The 16,682-nt window shown below is 44.7% G+C and carries 14 protein-coding genes; 9 read left to right on the top strand and 5 right to left on the bottom strand.

Annotation, left to right across the window (positions count from 1 at the left end; translation table 11 throughout):
• Positions 1 to 516 precede the first annotated feature (516 nt).
• Positions 517 to 3,321, top strand: a complete 2,805-nt coding sequence (locus tag C900_RS28465) for a T9SS type A sorting domain-containing protein (RefSeq protein WP_009580501.1) — start codon at positions 517 to 519, stop codon at positions 3,319 to 3,321.
• A gap of 75 nt (positions 3,322 to 3,396) precedes the next feature.
• Here the strand turns inward: C900_RS28465 and msrA are convergent, their stop codons facing one another.
• Together msrA and C900_RS13450 are read right to left on the bottom strand one after the other, a co-directional pair.
• Positions 3,397 to 3,954, bottom strand: a complete 558-nt coding sequence (gene msrA, locus C900_RS13445) for a peptide-methionine (S)-S-oxide reductase MsrA (protein WP_009580502.1) — start codon at positions 3,952 to 3,954, stop codon at positions 3,397 to 3,399.
• A gap of 252 nt (positions 3,955 to 4,206) precedes the next feature.
• The gene (locus tag C900_RS13450; RefSeq protein WP_009580503.1) at positions 4,207 to 5,307 is read right to left on the bottom strand and encodes a 6-phosphofructokinase; all 1,101 of its coding nucleotides are present in this window, start codon (positions 5,305 to 5,307) and stop codon (positions 4,207 to 4,209) included.
• Positions 5,308 to 5,388: 81 nt separating this feature from the next.
• Here C900_RS13450 and C900_RS13455 point away from each other — a divergent pair, with 81 nt between their 5' ends.
• From C900_RS13455 to C900_RS13465, 3 genes are read left to right on the top strand one after another with little or no spacing between them, the layout of a single operon-like run.
• Entirely contained in the window at positions 5,389 to 6,240 is an 852-nt protein-coding gene (locus C900_RS13455) for a TPM domain-containing protein (protein WP_009580504.1), read from the top strand.
• A 12-nt stretch (positions 6,241 to 6,252) separates the two neighbouring features.
• Complete coding sequence (locus C900_RS13460) at positions 6,253 to 6,906, top strand: TPM domain-containing protein (RefSeq protein ID WP_009580505.1); 654 nt, start codon at positions 6,253 to 6,255, stop codon at positions 6,904 to 6,906.
• The gene (locus tag C900_RS13465; protein WP_009580506.1) at positions 6,906 to 7,949 is read left to right on the top strand and encodes a saccharopine dehydrogenase family protein; all 1,044 of its coding nucleotides are present in this window, start codon (positions 6,906 to 6,908) and stop codon (positions 7,947 to 7,949) included. Before C900_RS13460 ends, C900_RS13465 begins: the two co-directional genes overlap by 1 nt.
• Positions 7,950 to 9,168: 1,219 nt before the next feature.
• On the opposite strand, the gene C900_RS13470 is transcribed toward C900_RS13465, so the two are convergent.
• Together C900_RS13470 and C900_RS13475 are read right to left on the bottom strand one after the other, a co-directional pair.
• Positions 9,169 to 11,694: a M14 family metallopeptidase gene (locus C900_RS13470; protein WP_009580507.1), complete on the bottom strand. Its 2,526-nt coding sequence runs from the start codon at positions 11,692 to 11,694 to the stop codon at positions 9,169 to 9,171.
• A gap of 49 nt (positions 11,695 to 11,743) precedes the next feature.
• Positions 11,744 to 12,295, bottom strand: coding sequence for a DinB family protein (locus tag C900_RS13475; RefSeq protein ID WP_009580508.1), 552 nt, complete (start codon positions 12,293 to 12,295; stop codon positions 11,744 to 11,746).
• A 105-nt stretch (positions 12,296 to 12,400) separates the two neighbouring features.
• On the opposite strand from C900_RS13475, the gene C900_RS13480 reads away from it, so the two are divergent.
• The 5 genes from C900_RS13480 (at position 12,401) to C900_RS13500 (ending at position 15,715) form a co-directional block, all read left to right on the top strand.
• The gene (locus C900_RS13480) at positions 12,401 to 13,282 is read left to right on the top strand and encodes a patatin-like phospholipase family protein (protein ID WP_281169002.1); all 882 of its coding nucleotides are present in this window, start codon (positions 12,401 to 12,403) and stop codon (positions 13,280 to 13,282) included.
• The gene (locus C900_RS13485) at positions 13,260 to 13,826 is read left to right on the top strand and encodes a class I SAM-dependent methyltransferase (protein ID WP_009580510.1); all 567 of its coding nucleotides are present in this window, start codon (positions 13,260 to 13,262) and stop codon (positions 13,824 to 13,826) included. Before C900_RS13480 ends, C900_RS13485 begins: the two co-directional genes overlap by 23 nt.
• Positions 13,827 to 13,895: 69 nt before the next feature.
• Positions 13,896 to 14,399, top strand: a complete 504-nt coding sequence (locus C900_RS13490) for an RDD family protein (RefSeq protein WP_009580511.1) — start codon at positions 13,896 to 13,898, stop codon at positions 14,397 to 14,399.
• Between the two features lie 26 nt (positions 14,400 to 14,425).
• Positions 14,426 to 14,938 carry an RDD family protein gene (locus C900_RS13495; protein ID WP_009580512.1) on the top strand — a complete coding sequence of 171 codons (513 nt, stop codon included), beginning with the start codon at positions 14,426 to 14,428 and terminating at the stop codon, positions 14,936 to 14,938.
• Between the two features lie 504 nt (positions 14,939 to 15,442).
• Positions 15,443 to 15,715, top strand: coding sequence for a hypothetical protein (locus C900_RS13500; protein ID WP_051052847.1), 273 nt, complete (start codon positions 15,443 to 15,445; stop codon positions 15,713 to 15,715).
• Between the two features lie 64 nt (positions 15,716 to 15,779).
• On the opposite strand, the gene C900_RS13505 is transcribed toward C900_RS13500, so the two are convergent.
• On the bottom strand, positions 15,780 to 16,679 hold the full coding sequence (locus C900_RS13505) for a diacylglycerol/lipid kinase family protein (RefSeq protein WP_009580515.1): 900 nt from the start codon (positions 16,677 to 16,679) through the stop codon (positions 15,780 to 15,782).
• Positions 16,680 to 16,682 lie beyond the last annotated feature (3 nt).

Raw genomic sequence — 16,682 nt, forward strand, 5'->3', positions numbered from 1 at the left:
GGAACCCGGCAGGTCTATAGAAGTAGGCAATCGGCAGAAGCAGTAGGCAAATTTTAGTCATTAGTATTGAGTCGTGAGTCGTGAGTGAGAGACGAATCTTCATCCAAACATGCGAAACCGCTCTCCTCCCAGGAGGAGATACAGAGGTGGGTGGGGTGCCATCTGTCCTTCAGACATCTGTCCCCAGGTTGGGGAGACTTTAGCGATGACGTTCGGTGCTCTTCAGTTTCTCCACCTCTGGCCTTTGGCCACCTCCGCCAGCGGAGGACAGTACTAATAAGGTTCACGATGGTTTGATTTAGTAGTTTCACCCTTTGGAGGAGATACAGAGATGGGTTAAAGTCGGGACTATGGGATGAGTGTCTTCACGTACTAAGCGCCATGCTCTCAACGCTTCGCACTCCGCTATCTTAACCCTCAATATCAATCACTTACCGGTCTATTCTGCGCCTTGTCTATCATGCCACTTACCTGATTACTTTGAAAAGCATCTACATATACCTTAAAAGAAGAACTATGCAATTGTCGATATGGAAGTGTCTTGTTTTAAGTTGGCTTTGTTTATATAGTACTTATTCTTTTGCACATCTCCCTGCAGGAAAGGATTGTGGGGAATCTTGTTTCTCAACGGAGGTGGTCAACATTACCCAAACGGAAAGCGGATGTCTTCAATATTCGCTGCGGATCATTAATGATGGCAACTGTGTGCATGCACTATCTCACTACACAGTTGGGGTACCATGTGGTGACATCCTTAGCGTTTCCAACTCGAGAGGCTGGAAACAGGAAATTGGATTAACAGACCCTACTACCGGTATCTATGGATTTAAGATTGATGATATCTCTGACTTTGGAGAAGATGGTCTAGCCGGTGAATTTACGGTTGATTTTATTGTCTGCAGTAATGATTCATGCGGTGATTCGCTCGACTGCTGGTCGCCACAGGTGGCTTACAAGGCGGGGCAATGCATCTACCGGGAGCAAACTGAGGTTGTGTGCAGCCATTTATCTGCTCATATTGAAACACAGGATATAAACTGCTTTGGGGAGGCAACCGGAAGTGCAACAGTGATCATAGATGACGGGCAGGAACCTTTTACCTACCAATGGTCGAATGGAGGAAGTGACCAGACAATATCTGGCGTTGTTGCCGGAGAGTATTCGGTAACTATTACCGATGCTACCGGTGAATCACTCAATCTCTCAGCCCTCATTAATCAGGCTGCCTCGATGGAAGTGGTATTAGATGTAGCTGATGCTTCCTGTGGTGGCAAAAATGATGGCAGCGCATCGGTGACCGTAATTGGAGGAACGACTCCTTACACCTACGCATGGTCAAATGGGGCAACCACAGGGAACATTGATGGTGTGGGTGCCGGCTATTATGAACTGGTTGTAACCGATGCAGTAGGATGTAAAAAAGTAGTCCCCGTTTCGATAGAAAATATAACGACCATTGAGGTATCGGCATTATCAACACCAACAGGTTGTGCCGAAGCAAACGGAAGCCTAGACCTGACGGTATCAGGAGGAACAGCTCCATACGCTTATGCCTGGTCTAACGGCTCTACTTCTGAAGACATTGATGCTTTAGGGGCAGGAGTGTATCAGGTGCAGGTAACAGATGCTAATGGATGCAGTGTCAGCAGGTCTTTTATCGTTAAGGAAGAGAACCCATTGAAACTGACTGCCGTAACAACAAGAACTTCATGTGTTGAGAATAACAGTGGCGCCATAGACCTTACAGTTTCAGGTGGTTCCGGAGTATATACTTATCTATGGTCCAACGGTGCCACAACAGAGGATATCCAAAATTTAGCCGCAGGTTTTTATACAGTAACCGTAACCGATACTGGAGGCTGCCAAGCCACTCTCCGAATTTCAATAGTGGCAGAAACCTTTCAGGTAAGCAGCAATACGCAGGATCCTTCTTGTCATGGAACGGGCGATGGCTTTATACAGGTTGCCCCTTTGGGAGGAACAGCCCCCTATTCCTATTTATGGTCAACCGGAAGTATGGATAAAGACCTCACCGGACTGACCAGTGGCATCTATAATGTCACCATCACTGATGCCGCAGGTTGTTCGAGAAAGCTGTATTTTGTGCTTAACGACCCGGCCGGGATATCGGCAACGGCTGTTGTTAATAATGCTAATTGTGAAATTGAGGGGTTCAGCCTCGATCTTTCAGTAACCGGTGGTGCCGCTCCTTATGTATTTGCCTGGTCAAATGGTGCAACCTCAGAAGACGTGTCCGGGCTGGCTATCGGTGATTATACGGTAGAAATAACAGACAGTAATGGTTGCTCAACAAGCCATACCTATTCCGTAGACCCTACATTGACAGAGTGTACTGATCTTACTGATCCGAATGAGGGAACTGATGATGGATCTGATGACGGTACTGACAATGGATCGGATGATGGTACTGATGACGGGTCAGATACCGGAGATGATAACGGATCGGACGATGGATCTGGCGGTGATGATGGTACAGGTGGTAATGACGGCTCTTCTGATGATGATGATGACAGCGGTGATGGAAGTGGAGATGGTGGTGACGGTTCTGACGGTGATGGCTCAGATAGTGGAGATGACGATGGCGCCTCGGGAGATGGCGATTCCGGTGGTGGAGGTACTGGTGGAGACGGTAATGGGTGTTATGATCCTTTTGAAACAGAAGTAGTATTAGTATCTGTCGAAGGCAATTGCTACACCTACTCAGCCACTATATCTTATGACGGACAGCATGTCCATGGATTGTCGCACGTTTCGTTTGGCCTTGAATGCGGCACTATTGAAGCTTTGACCAACTCTGAAAACTGGAAAATGGAATTTGGTACAGATCCGACCACAGGACTGTCGGGCTTCAAAATCGATGACATCGGTGGCTTTGGTGAGGGTGGTATGCCTGAGGAGTTTGATATTGAATTTACCATCTGCACTGATAATGCAGATTGCGCAAGTACTTTGTCTGAGATGAATTTCACAGTGGGCTACAAATATGGTGGCTGTGTGAGCTATGACGAAGTGTCTGCTAAACAGTCGTGGCCGGAAGCAGAGGTGCTGGCATATCCCAACCCATTCATGGAAAGTACAACTATACGCTATGCCGCTCATGCTGATGAATTTGCAACAGTAGATGTTTACAACGGACAAGGAAGGAGAATCGGCAGATTATATGAAGGTATGGTCAAAAAAGGTGTGACCTATTCATTCATTTTCGATGCTACAAAACTGCCTGATGATATTTATACCTATAAAATCACGACCCACAGAAGGGTGAATATTGGTAAGATCATCAAGCGGCTGAGAAAATAAAACGACAGTGATCGGTGCTATGTTAAAGCTGCTTCAAAAGTTATCCTGTACCGGATGACTTTTGAGCAGCTTTCTTTATGCTTTTAGCTTTTCTTTAAATACTCTTTTTACCTTTTCAACCTTTGGTCCTACTACATATTGACAATAGGGTTGCTCCTGATTTTGGTTGAAATAATTTTGATGATAATCTTCTGCCGGATAGAAATCTTCCAAAGGAGTGATCTCTGTAACTATCGGTTTTTCAAAGGTCCCGGATCTGTCTAGTTCTTCTTTAATGACCTCCGCAATTCTCTTTTGCTCATCGTCATGATAAAATATGGCCGACCGATATTGCGTGCCTACATCGGCTCCTTGTTTATTGAGTGTGGTAGGATCGTGTGTTTTCCAAAAAACCTCCAGTATATCCTCAAAAGAGATCACCTGTGGATCATAGGTGATTTGGGCCACTTCGGCATGTCCTGTCAGCCCGCTACACACCTCTCTGTAGGTAGGGTTTTTAATTTTACCACCCGTATACCCTGATATCACCGATTCCACCCCTTCCAGTTGTTGAAAAACAGCTTCAACACACCAGAAGCATCCTGCTCCCAATGTAGTCTTTTTCAATCCGGGAATTTCCTTTTCATCCGCCATAAAATGAATTTTTGTTTATCAGATAAACTGTTTATCTGTCTATTGGTTTTAAAATACTTCCTATACTTATTTATAAAGTATTCAGTTTTTGTAAGAAAACTCTATGTGGCTTTAAGAAAACGTTCCCGCTCCAAGAGCGGGATGAAGCCCCAAAAACGGAGCGTACTAAGGGCACGAGAGCACTTTTGGGGCAAGCACAACGCAACATTGACGCTTTCTTAGAGACACTATTTTGACTGACAATTTCCGGGATTAATCTCCAAACGAAATACCGATGCTTCTGGCCGCATGAACCATAAATGAAGAAGTATTGATCGTATTATATTCGCTGGTAGCTTCCTTCAATGATACAGAAGTGATCTTATTGTTTTTGTAAGAAACCATCGTTCCATAACTCCCCTTCAGCACCAATTCAAAAGCCTTCACACCAAACATGGTTGCCAGTATTCTATCGAAGGCAATGGGTGTACCTCCTCTTTGGGTGTGGCCAAGCACGGTTTCTCTTATATCAGCCTCACAGCCGGCCTCTTTCAACTGATCGGAAAGTCTGTAGGCCACTCCTCCAAGCCTTTTGTGCTCATAACCAATTTCTTTGCTTTCCCTGCTGGTAACAGTACCCTCTATGGGTACCGCCCCCTCCGCTACTACAATATGGGCAAAACCTTTTCCTTCGTTGTAGCGCTGGTTTAACCTTTCTACCACCTTCTTAATGTCATACGGGATCTCCGGTATCAAACATACCTCTGCTCCCCCGGCTATAGCGGTATGCAAAGCTATCCATCCGGCGCCTCTTCCCATCACCTCCATGATCATCACCCGATGGTGACTCTCAGCAGTGGTCACCAGTTTATCAAAACTATCTGTGGCTATTTGGACGGCCGTCCGAAAACCGAAAGTGAAATCAGTTCCCGACAGGTCGTTATCAATGGTTTTAGGAACACCTATGATATTTACCCCCTTTTCATACAGCATCTGAGAGATCCGCTGCGAACCATCACCGCCAATGCTTATCACTGCTTCTACTCCAATACTCTTTAGTCTGTCGATAAGCTCACCGGAGCGGTCTTCGATCTTATAAGTGCCATCAGGTTGCTTTACAGGAAAATCAAATGGATTTCCCTTGTTTGTCGTCTTCAGGATAGTTCCTCCTTTCACATGAATGCCTGCCGTGGTTTTTTCATTAAGGTCCATTAGCTCCATCGGCTCCTTCATCACCCCGTTAAAGGCTTCCATACTTCCTATCACCTCCCAATCCGATTCGGTTCTGGCTCTTTTAACGATACCTCGTATTACGGCATTCAGGCCCGGGCAGTCGCCACCGCCTGTCAGTACCAGTACTTTTCGTTTTGCCATAGTTAGATAGTTACAATTGGTTTAAATTAATGATTATTTAGTAAGTTTATCAACATGTTAAAAAAGAGTTTACATACTCCGATGAAAAAGCTACTCCTTCTCTTCTTCTTACAGTTTCCCGTCCTGTTTGTTTATGCCCAGGACCTGCAACCTGTTCCCGAACTTTGGCATAGAGTAACTGACCTGACAAATACGCTGTCTACCATCGAGGTAGAGCAGTTAGAAAGAAGGCTACAGGCTGTTGAGAGTGATAAGGGCAGCCAAATCGTTGTCGTGATCGTACCCACCACCGATCCTGAGCCGATCGAAGACTATGCTATCCGGCTGGCCGAGCAGTGGAAAATAGGGAGGAAAGGCGTGGACGATGGAGTGATCCTGCTCATTGCCAAAAATGACAGGCGCATAAGAATTGAAGTAGGGTACGGGCTGGAAGGCGCCATACCTGATGCCACAGCGAAAAGGATCATCGATACCTATATTACACCCAATTTCCGTCAGGGAAACTTCTATGCGGGTATCGAGGAGGGTCTGGATGCCTTAGTGAGCGCGGTACAGGGTGAAGAATTGCCCGAGCCTTCACCACAGAGCACATCAACGAAAGACTCGGACATCCCTTACTTCTTTTTGGTGATCGTATTTGTGATCATCGGGCAGGTTCTCAGTAAAAAAATGGGCAAATGGAAGGGGTTGTCGCTGGGAGCAGGAGGGGCTATGATCACCGGGCTGTTGTTTGCCGGCTTAAGTGCGGCATTTATTATGATATTCATGTATGTATTCATATCGCTACTTGCTTTATCCGGGGGTCGTGGAAGCCGTGGCGGATACTACGGAGGTGGCTTTGGGGGCCGTGGAGGTGGAGGTTTTGGCGGAGGCGGTGGTTTCAGCGGGGGCGGTGGTAGCTTTGGTGGTGGCGGGGCCTCAGGTAGCTGGTAAAGTAAAAATATTATGGCACAAAACAGTTTTAAATTTACAGCAGAAGAAAAACAGCAGATAAAGAAAGCTGTAGAAGCAGCCGAAAGTAAAACTTCCGGTGAGATCGTTCCGTTTTTTGTTGATCAGAGTGATGAGTATGAGATAGCTGCCCTTCGAGGGGCGATCATATTCGTAATAGCAGCGCTATTCATTGTAGGGTTGCTATCCTATACCTGGGCACTGCCTTTTCCAATAACTCCCCTGGAGATCATTATTTTCACACTTTCCATGGGTGTGCTAGGCTTTGTTCTGGCCAGGTATTCGGAAACAGTAAAAAGAATATTCGTGCCCAAAGAGCTTATGGTCGAGCGTGTAGAACAGAAGGCATTGATCGCTTTTTTGGAGGAGGAAGTGTTCAACACCAAAAAAAGAACAGGGATATTGATCTTTGTTAGCCATTTTGAGCATATGGTAGAGGTGATCGGTGATTCCGGCATCAACGAAAACGTGAAGCAGGAAGAGTGGCAGGCTGTAGTAAAACTAGTCATAGAAGGTATAAAAGCGAAAGATCCGGCCAGTGGTATCATCAAAGGAATTCATTTATGTGGAGAACTTTTAGAGCGTGCAGGGGTTAATAAACCACGGGACAACCGCAATGAATTATCTGATGATATAAGACTGGGTTAATGTCAGACGTACTCATCTATGGTGCATATGGATATACAGGTGAGCTCATAGCCAGGGAAGCCAAAAGGAAGGGCTTGAAAGCTATCCTTTCCGGTAGAAATCTGAAAAAACTGGAAAAAATAGCTCATGAAACCGGTTATCCCTTCCATGCCGTGGACCTCAATGACCGCCATCGTCTGGTTGACTTACTGTCGCGCGTAAAAGTGGTGATCCACTGTGCCGGCCCATTTAAGTATACCGCCCGCCAAATGATCCATTCCTGCCTCGAAGCCAAAACACACTACCTGGACATCACCGGTGAGTATCAGGTATTTGAAATGGCGCATGCTTATGGAGATGAGGCCAGGCGAAAGAAGGTCATGCTGCTTCCCGGCTCTGGTTTTGACGTTGTACCTTCAGACTGCCTGGCTGCGCACCTCAAATCATTTGTTCCACGAGCTAATAATTTGGAGCTGGCGTTTACCAGCACCAGCGGATTTAGCTCCCGGGGTACTGCAAAAACAGCCATTGAAGGCTCGGGAGAAGGGCAGATCGTTCGTAAGGAACATCAACTGAAAAGCTATCCGCTGGGCCAGCGTGTAAAAAAGATAAATTATGGCCCTTTTGAGAAGATCTCAATGGGCATTTCCTGGGGTGATGTGGCTTCGGCTTATTTTAGCACTGGAATCCCAAACATCGAAGTGTATATTGGCGCCACTCCCAAACAAGTGCGCCTTTTTAAATGGATGCATAGGCTCAGGTTCCTGGTCAGAATGAAATGGGTTAAGAATTACCTCAAAAAACAGGCGGATAAAAAACCGGCCGGACCTTCAGAAGTAAGGCGTCAGAAAAGCCAAATGTATCTGTGGGGCAAGGCGGAACAAGATGGTCAAAGCAAAGAGTTGCGCCTCATCACGCCCAATGGGTATACCCTCACGTATAAAACAGCCGTGTTGTTTGCTGAAAAGATCCTACAGGGAGAGTTTACTCCGGGTTATCAAACTCCATCAACTGCATTTGGAAAGGATGTAATCCTGGAAATAGACGGGTGTTCGTTTATATAGTTGGTTTTAACCGCAGAGAGCACAGAGAAAATACAGAGGGTGCAGAGATTTTTCTCTATGTTGGTCTTGAGTACTCTATTTCATTGACGATTCAATCTAATCTACACCAATCTCTTACGGTCATCGCAAGGAATCGAAGCCATCGGTAAATCCGAAGTTGGCTATCGTACTTTAGTTATTAGTATTGAGTCGGAAGCCCGAAGACAGAAGTCGGAAGAAGGCTACTTTAGCGACAAGCTTTCGAAGCCCGGTAGGTTTATGGAAGTCGGCAATTTTTTAGTCTTTAGTATTGAGTCGTGAGTCTTGAGTGAAAAACGAATCTTCATCCAAAGCACGCGAACTACTCTCCTCCTGGGAGGAGATAGAGAGGTGGGTAAGGGGTACCTCTCTGTCCTTCGGGCATCTTCCCAGATCGGGGAGACTTTAGCGATGACGTTCGGTGCTCTTCAGTTTCTCCACCTCCGGCCTTTGGCCACCTCCGCCAGCGGAGGACAGTGCTATTAAGGTTTCATGATAATTTGGTTTAGTATTTTCCCCTTTGGAGACCCTTAGAGGGGCAGAGGGAGGTTTTGGGGTCGGAAGACCGAAGTCGGAAGTACGTTACTTTAGCGACAAGCTTTCGAAGCCCGGTAGGTTTATGGAAGTCGGCAATTTTTTAGTCTTTAGTATTGAGTCGTGAGTCTTGAGTGAAAAACGAATCTTCATCCAAAGCACGCGAACTACTCTCCTCCTGGGAGGAGATACAGAGGTGGGTAAGGGGTACCCTCTGTCCTTCGGGCATCTTCCCAGATCGGGGAGACTTTAGCGATGACGTTCGGTGCTCTTCAGTTTCTCCACCTCCGGCCTTTGGCCACCTCCGCCAGCGGAGGACAGTGTTTTAAGGTTTCACGATAATTTGGTTTAGTATTTTTCTCCTTTGAAGGAGGGCATAATGTTCTTTAGTTTCATATTGGGAGAGGAATCTATGCACAAGTAGCTGCTTTAAAGATGTATATATCTCTCCCTTGGGACACCAATGACACGTTTTCATTACATGCTGATAGTCAGATGATTATTCAATTATCCACTACCGTCAATTCCAGGATGACGTGGTGGTTTATAATTTCTGTTGCTCCTTCGTTTCCTCCGCGCTTAATCCACCAGGCTTAAAAACTGAAATGGAGACACAAGTGACGCTATTGCGTAACACTTGGGCCAGGAAAAGGAGCAAATCTTCCCATCAATTACCCACCATAAAAACAGCATTGGAGAACAGCAGCTTACCATTTTCCCAAAAAGCACGGAACAGTGGGTTGTCCACCATATAGATCACCTGCCCCCGGCCCTTGTTTTCAACACCAAACACCAGGCTGTTTTCCAGGCGTTCCGTGGCCTTGTAGCCGGCAAAACCGCTTACAGGTTCGGTTTTTCCTTTGATAACGCCCACGTTGCCACCTTCTTCAAGGAAAGCAAATTTCAGGTTGTTGGTTTTCAAAGTGAAGTACTCCTTATCGTAGCCATACGCCAGGGGATGAGTATTATCCAGGTTGATCTTAAATATGGCTCCGAAGATCTCACTGCTCAACTGGTCCCGCTCCTGCTCAGCGTAGGTTTGCAATTGCTCTTCAATAGTAGGCTCTTTTTCTTCCTCTTTCTTCTCCTTTTCAGTGGCAAATTCCTTCAGTGCATAGCCCTTTTTGTCCTTGAACGAATTCAGCGCAGAGCCAATGGCTATCAGCTTGCCACCACTTCTCACCCAGGAATTTATCTCTGCCAATATATCGTCATTAAACACGCTATACCATCCATGGGGTACAATCAGCACGTTATAATCATCTAGATCTACTGAACTGAAATAATCCATACCAATATTGGTGATTGGATAATCGATCTGTTGCTCAAAGAAATGCCATATCTCACCAAAATTCAGCGATGAAGTTTGGGGTCCTGCCAGTACCGCAATTTTTGGGGTCTCTATCCGCGCTACATCAGCCGAACCGAGGTCGGTGCCGTTTTCAGCAAAGCCGGTAGACACAGGCACCACATTTCTGTCATATTTTTTTGACAACTGCGCTATCTTTTTATCAAACTCCGAACCCAACCGCTCATTGGTTCTCCTGGTTATTACGATAGACCCCCGCCCGAAAGATTTACCCTCTATTTGTAAAGGCTTGCGAGCCACCCGTGCATTAATACCCTCTTTTAAAACAGCCGCTAAAAATTTCACATCCTGAAGGCTTTTATATTCCAACATATAGGCATATACATTTTTGCTTTCCGGTTTCGGTGTTGTGGCCGGGCTCACTGTGTACTTGCCGCTAATATCCACTTTATCTGTTAGCGCATACGCATCGAGGCCATAGGCATAAGGTAGCGACCATGCAGTGATGTCGTACGTAAGGGTATCGGAGAGTTTAGCAACAGGCTCAAACAATGCCGTAATCAATTTAGACATGGGTTGATACGTGCTGATAACTAAGTCATTAGCGCCAACAGACACTGATGTTGATGACTTGGACAGATAGCTGTATCCTTTTACAGGTTTGCTTATGCGTGTAGTGCCGTATTGGATATGGTGCTTGTCGAGAAAGCTCGCCAAACTCCTGATCTTATCAGCATGGTTGGTGCCCTTCACCACGTAGGTTTTATAAGTAGCTGCGGGACTGTTGATATTCTGCTTGAAGTACCTGGCAAACTCTTCAACTACCTTTTGTGCATTTTGCGCGGTTATTTCAACCGTGGAAATGCCGGTGGTAAAGTGGTGGGCCACCCTGTCCTTTAGCGTAAGCGTATCACCGTATTCGGTTAGTACACCAAGGCCTGCATATCCATGACCCGCCTGTTCATAGGTCATGCCAATGGCGCCATTGTAGGTAGGATAAGTATCGCCATAGCTGGGATAAAGCAGGTCGAAACTTTCTTTGGTGAAATATAACCAGCCTTCAGCATCAAAATATTTTGCATGATTTTTACCAATCGTTGTCTGGAACTCCCGCTGCCACGGGGTAATTACTTCATGAAAAGGCTCCGCTGCAGGGGCGAAATAGTAAGGGTTGTTAATAAACTGTTCGTGAAAATCGACATGTACATGAGGCATCCACTGGTGATATACCTTTGACCGGCTTGCCGATTCTTTCTGCGTTTGCCATGCCCAGTCCCTGTTCAGGTCGAACAAGTAATGGTTAGGGCGCCCTCCCGGCCAGGGCTCGTGATGCTCCATGGCATCTCCGTCAGGGTTGAAGTTTTTATTCCCGTATTGATTATAAAAGTTTGCATAACGATCTCTTCCATCCGGATTGACACAGGGATCGATAATGACAACGGTCTTTTTCAGCCACTCCTTTGCCTTACTATCCGTCAATAGCGTGTGGATGGTTTTCATTGAAGCCTCAATGGAAGAGGCTTCGTTGCCGTGGATGTTATAACTGAGCCATACGAGTGCCACATCTCCAACAGATGCCTGTCCATCTGATAAACCCGTGCGAGCCAGATTGGATATTCTGATCTCCTCAAGTCGGGCCATATTCTCTTGTGAAGAAAGAATGGCCATGATCAATGGTCGATGCTCATAGGTTTCCCCATACTGCTGCAATTGTACATTCTGCTGGCTTTCAGCAACATGTTTGAAATATTCCACAACTTTATGGTGGCGGGTAAACCTCTCCCCCAGCTCATATCCAAGGAATTCTTCAGGAGACTGAAGTGTTTGTGCCTGGACGACTGTAAAAAGGCTCAATAAGATGAAAAGCAAGTAAGGTCGTTTCATATCGGTTAAGTTTCGCAGGGAATTTATATAAAAAACCACTGGCTAACAATCAGTTTCGATCTGCTTCATTCTTTATTTTTGACAAAAGGCGCCTAATCTGTGGCAAGTGGTGATCAAAATGGGATTGATAAAAAGACAGTACCTGACTAATGTTGATCATACCAATAAAAGGATGCCTGAAGATCTTGTGCCGGAGCTTATCATCAGGAAGGTTAGCTATAAAAAGATCCAATTCACTTCTTATTGCTTCCCACGACTCCCTTATGTCCTGAAGATCAACTTCCTCAGGCATGTTTTCACTCACTACTTTTGGGGCCTTAAACTTAAGCGGAAGAGCAAGAGAAGTCTTCAGCATAAACATGCGAAGTCGCTCCCGCACAGAGGTATTATCATTATCCGACAGGTTACTCCCTTTCTTTCTCATATACTGTAAAGAAAGCACCTCCACTTGCAACAAATGGTGCAACAACTGCCCTACTGACCATTTGCCCGGTTCAGGGGGGCTGTTCAACTCCTCTTGGCTCACACCACTTACCAATGACAGCAGGTTGGCTTTTGATGCCTCGAGGGTTTCAAATCTTTTTTTCAGTGATTCTTTCATTGTAGCCATTAATTTATAAATAAATACCGGTTCAGCTTGCGACACTAATAAGATGTTGTGAAATTACAGATGACAATATGACCTAAACCTGATTGAGTAACCAGCATGATGACTAAAAAAACAGCAGCTCTGGTACTTTCCAGCGGTGGCGCAAGGGGAGTAGCACATATCGGAGTGATAGAAGGCCTTCTTGAAGAAGGATATGAGATCAAATCCATTGCCGGTAGCTCCATGGGGGCAGTAGTAGGAGGAGTGTTTGCCGCAGGTAAACTGCCTGAATTTAAAGAGTGGGTCTGTAACCTGGATAAAATCGATGTATTTAAGCTTATGGACTTCACATTAAGTACCCAGGGATTTGTACGCGGAGATCGTGTTTTTAATGAGATGAAAGCCTTTATCCCCGATTGCGATATTGAAGACCTGCAAATCCCGTTTGCTGCTGTGGCAACTGATATTGTCAATAAACAAGAGGTGGTGTTTAAGTCAGGTAGCCTGTTTAAAGCGTTGAGGGCCTCAGCAGCCATCCCTTCTGTGTTAAAACCAAGTATGGTGGAAGGCATTGAATTAGTTGATGGAGGGGTGTTAAACCCTATTCCCATAGCGTATGTTAAACAATCAGCATGTGATGTTGTTGTCGTTTCGGATGTCAATGCAGCCGTACCTTGTATGCTGAAAGAGCAGGAACAAACCCTGATAGAGGAAAAGGGTCGATTTGCACCACTCATAGAAAAATGGAACAGCTTCTTTCCAAAGAACAGCACCAAACAGAAAAGGCTCAGTTATTTTGAGTTGGTAGTAAAGTCTGTCGACCTCATGCAAGACAGAATTTCGGAATACATTATTGAGCACAGCCAACCAGATGTCGTGGTAAGAATCTCGCGGGAAACATGTGGTATGTTCGAATTTTATAGAAGCAAAGAATTAATTGACTGTGGCAAACAGGAATTTCATAAATCATTAAAAGATGCACTACAAAGATCTGAATAATGCCGTTGGCAATGTTGATATTTACCTGCTGGACCAGATACTGAAGGGCCGGTTTGAGGGATGTAAAAGAATACTTGATGCAGGATGTGGCGAAGGACGTAACCTTAGATATTTCGAGCAAAACAGGTATGACATCTACGGTATTGACACCAATCCTATGGCTATAAAAATGGTGCAAATGATGTATAAATCAACCCCAAAGGATAACTTTCTTCATGGGACCGTTGAGGAGCTGCCATGGAAGGACAATTTCTTTGATGCCATTATTTGCAGTGCCGTACTTCACTTTGCGCAAGATAGGACAGCCTTTTATCAAATGATCTATGAACTCATCCGGGTACTGGATAAAAAAGGGGTGCTGTTTATACGAATGGCCACCACAATAGGCCTGCCGGACCCATCAGACACTTCGTTTTCCTATAGGCTTGCACCTGAGGATATTGAAAACCTATTAGAAGACCTGGGTTTGAAAAAGCTTGAACCCTTCAAAACCGTTGTGGTTGAAGACCAACGCTCCATGTGTGTAATGGTTTTAGAGAAGTAATCCAAGATTATTTTTGAAGATTGTCTGATAATTTATAGATTGTATTCCAACCAAAATTCATTTTAAACTATGGAAACAACATTAGACTCATCGGCAGGAGCCTCTTCCGGCAACTATGCTGGCTTTTGGATCAGATTTGTTGCATGGATTATTGACGCAATTGTGCTATCCATTGTCAACTTCGTTATCATTGTCCCCATATTTGGGGCCTTAGGGTTCGGGGCCTACGAAAGTATGTCAGGGGGAGAGGTTAGCCAAGGCCAGATGGACGCTATGATAGCAATGTTAACCGGTGCCGGCCTGGTGCTTCAATTAATACAAATAGGCATTGGCTTGCTGTATTTTGCCTTAATGGAATCAAGTGCCAAACAGGGTACTGTTGGTAAAATGGCTCTGGGGCTTAAAGTAATTGGCAAAGACGGACAAAGGATCAATTTCGGACAGGCTGTATTGCGGTATATTGGCAAGATCATATCAGGTATGATATTAATGATCGGTTATATTATGGCAGCTTTTACCGAAAAGAAGCAGGCGTTACATGATATGATTGCCAGCACATATGTAGTGAAATAACTAAATTTATCAATCAAAATTTTTCTATGGATACAACATTAGATTCACCTGTATCAACACATGCCCCGACCGAATATGCCGGGTTTTGGCTGAGATTTGTAGCGTACATCATTGATGCCATCATTTTGGGTATTGCGCATTGGATTATTATCATGCCTATCCTCGGACTGCTTGGCTTTAGCGCTTACGGAACATTTCCGGGAGGAGAAATGTCCGATGAAGAGATCGCTGGCTTTGCTTCATTATTCGCGGGGTCTATGATGATTATTCAACTCATCAATATTGTTTTGTACTGGTTGTACTTCGCCCTTATGGAATCAAGTAGCAAACAGGCTACTATCGGAAAGATCGCCTTAGGCCTGAGAGTAACAGACATGCATGGTGAGAGAATAGGCTTCGGCCAGGCCACAGGACGTTACTTTGGAAAGATCGTATCAGGTATAATCCTACTGATCGGATATATCATGGCTGGTTTTACAGAAAAGAAACAGGCGCTGCATGATATTCTTGCGAGTACCCTGGTTGTGAAAAGTAATTAGATAAATATTCTAAAAATAGAGAGGCAGTCTCAAAAGTCTCCTTCTGGCAGTCATCCGAAACTTGATTAAGAATCCCCCATTAATTTCTACATATTTTTAGGGGATTCCAATCAAATTTGGAATGACGAATTGACTTTTTGAGACAGCCTCTTTTCACTAAAAGTCTCCGGGATTCAGAATTAGATTAGATATACTTAGTGTTTGAAAGAAAACTCTAAGTGGCTTGAAGAAAACGTTCCCGCCAAAGGGCGGGATGAAGTTCCAATAAGCGGTAGTCCCGTACAGTTGTTACAGTTGTCGGGAAGAGCATTTTTGGAACGAACGTAACGCGGACATTGGCGTTTTCTTAGAGACATTACTTAATAAAGATTTCTCAGCAGCTCTTCTGTCTAGCCTGCCTTTGTAATGAAATCACCTGCCTCAATCTCCAATTATTGAACACCAGGCGGCTTTGACGATTGCAGAATAATTTATAGATTGTATTAACCAAAACTTATATCACCTATGGAAACTACATTAGACTCTCCCGCAGGAGTAAATCCCAGAACAGAAGCTATGTCTGTCAAAGATTGGATGATCACCATCCTGATAGCAGCAATTCCATTAATCGGATTTATCATGCTCTTTGTATGGGGCTTTGGAAGTGATACGAATGTCAACAAAGCGAATTGGGCCAAAGCCACATTGATCTGGATGGCCATTTTTATTGGTCTGTATATTCTAATTGCCGTTGTATTCGGAGCAGCAATATTATCAGGATTGGGAGGTTATAATTAAGAATAGAAGGCTGTTTCAAAAAAGCATTATCATTTGATCATGTAAAATTTTGAGACAGTCCTTTTTATATCAACAAGTTCAGTTGCTCCTTTTTCATAAAAATATTTACCGGTAAGGTCCCGATAAATTCACCATCTGCCTCAATAAAGCAGTTGTCACTTGCTGAAGTGATATGGAGTTCATTTGCCGCTCTGTACAATACCTGAGGATGATCCACTTTCTTTCCTCTCTTAATCTTGACAACATTTCTCAAGTAGTCAATCAGCTTCACATCTCCGCTGATCATCACAGAAAACTGTCCATCGGCCGGATCTGCATCAGGGGCAATGCACATGCCATTGCCGAAATACTTGCCATTAGCCACTACAAGCGAATTGGCTTTCCCTGACCATTGCCATCCGGGTGTATGACAAGCCACCGGTTGATTACTGTAGTCCATAAAAGTACGAACAATAGCGCTGAAGAAAGTAAGCTCCGGGCCTAACGATTTGGAAGAGTTATTCACCCTTTTCACCACTTCCGCACTCATACCAATGCTGGCAATATTGATGAAATAACGCGACTCATCTTTCAAAGGCAATTCGATCAGGCCTATATCGAGTTTTCTTGTTGCTCCATACTTAATCGCACGTAGTAATTCCGCAACTGTCTTCGGTGCCGGTACCGTACGGGAAAAATCATTGGCCGTGCCATACATTAACGTGCCTAAGATGCATTGAGAATTATTGGATTGCATAATACCATTGACCACTTCGTGCAGCGTACCATCCCCTCCTACTGAAATGATATACGAACAGCCATGATCAATTAGTTGCCGTGACAGCCCGGTAGCCTCACCAATATGGGTAGTCTCTGCCACCTGAAATTCAAATTGCTTTTCACTGTCTTTCACAGTATTATATTCAATGAAAAAGCGATCCTTTACCCTCTTTTTTCCGTTAACAACAAAGCCAACTTTTAACATATT

Origin of the sequence: Fulvivirga imtechensis AK7, from assembly GCF_000331535.1 — a bacterium.
Taxonomy (GTDB): domain Bacteria; phylum Bacteroidota; class Bacteroidia; order Cytophagales; family Cyclobacteriaceae; genus Fulvivirga; species Fulvivirga imtechensis.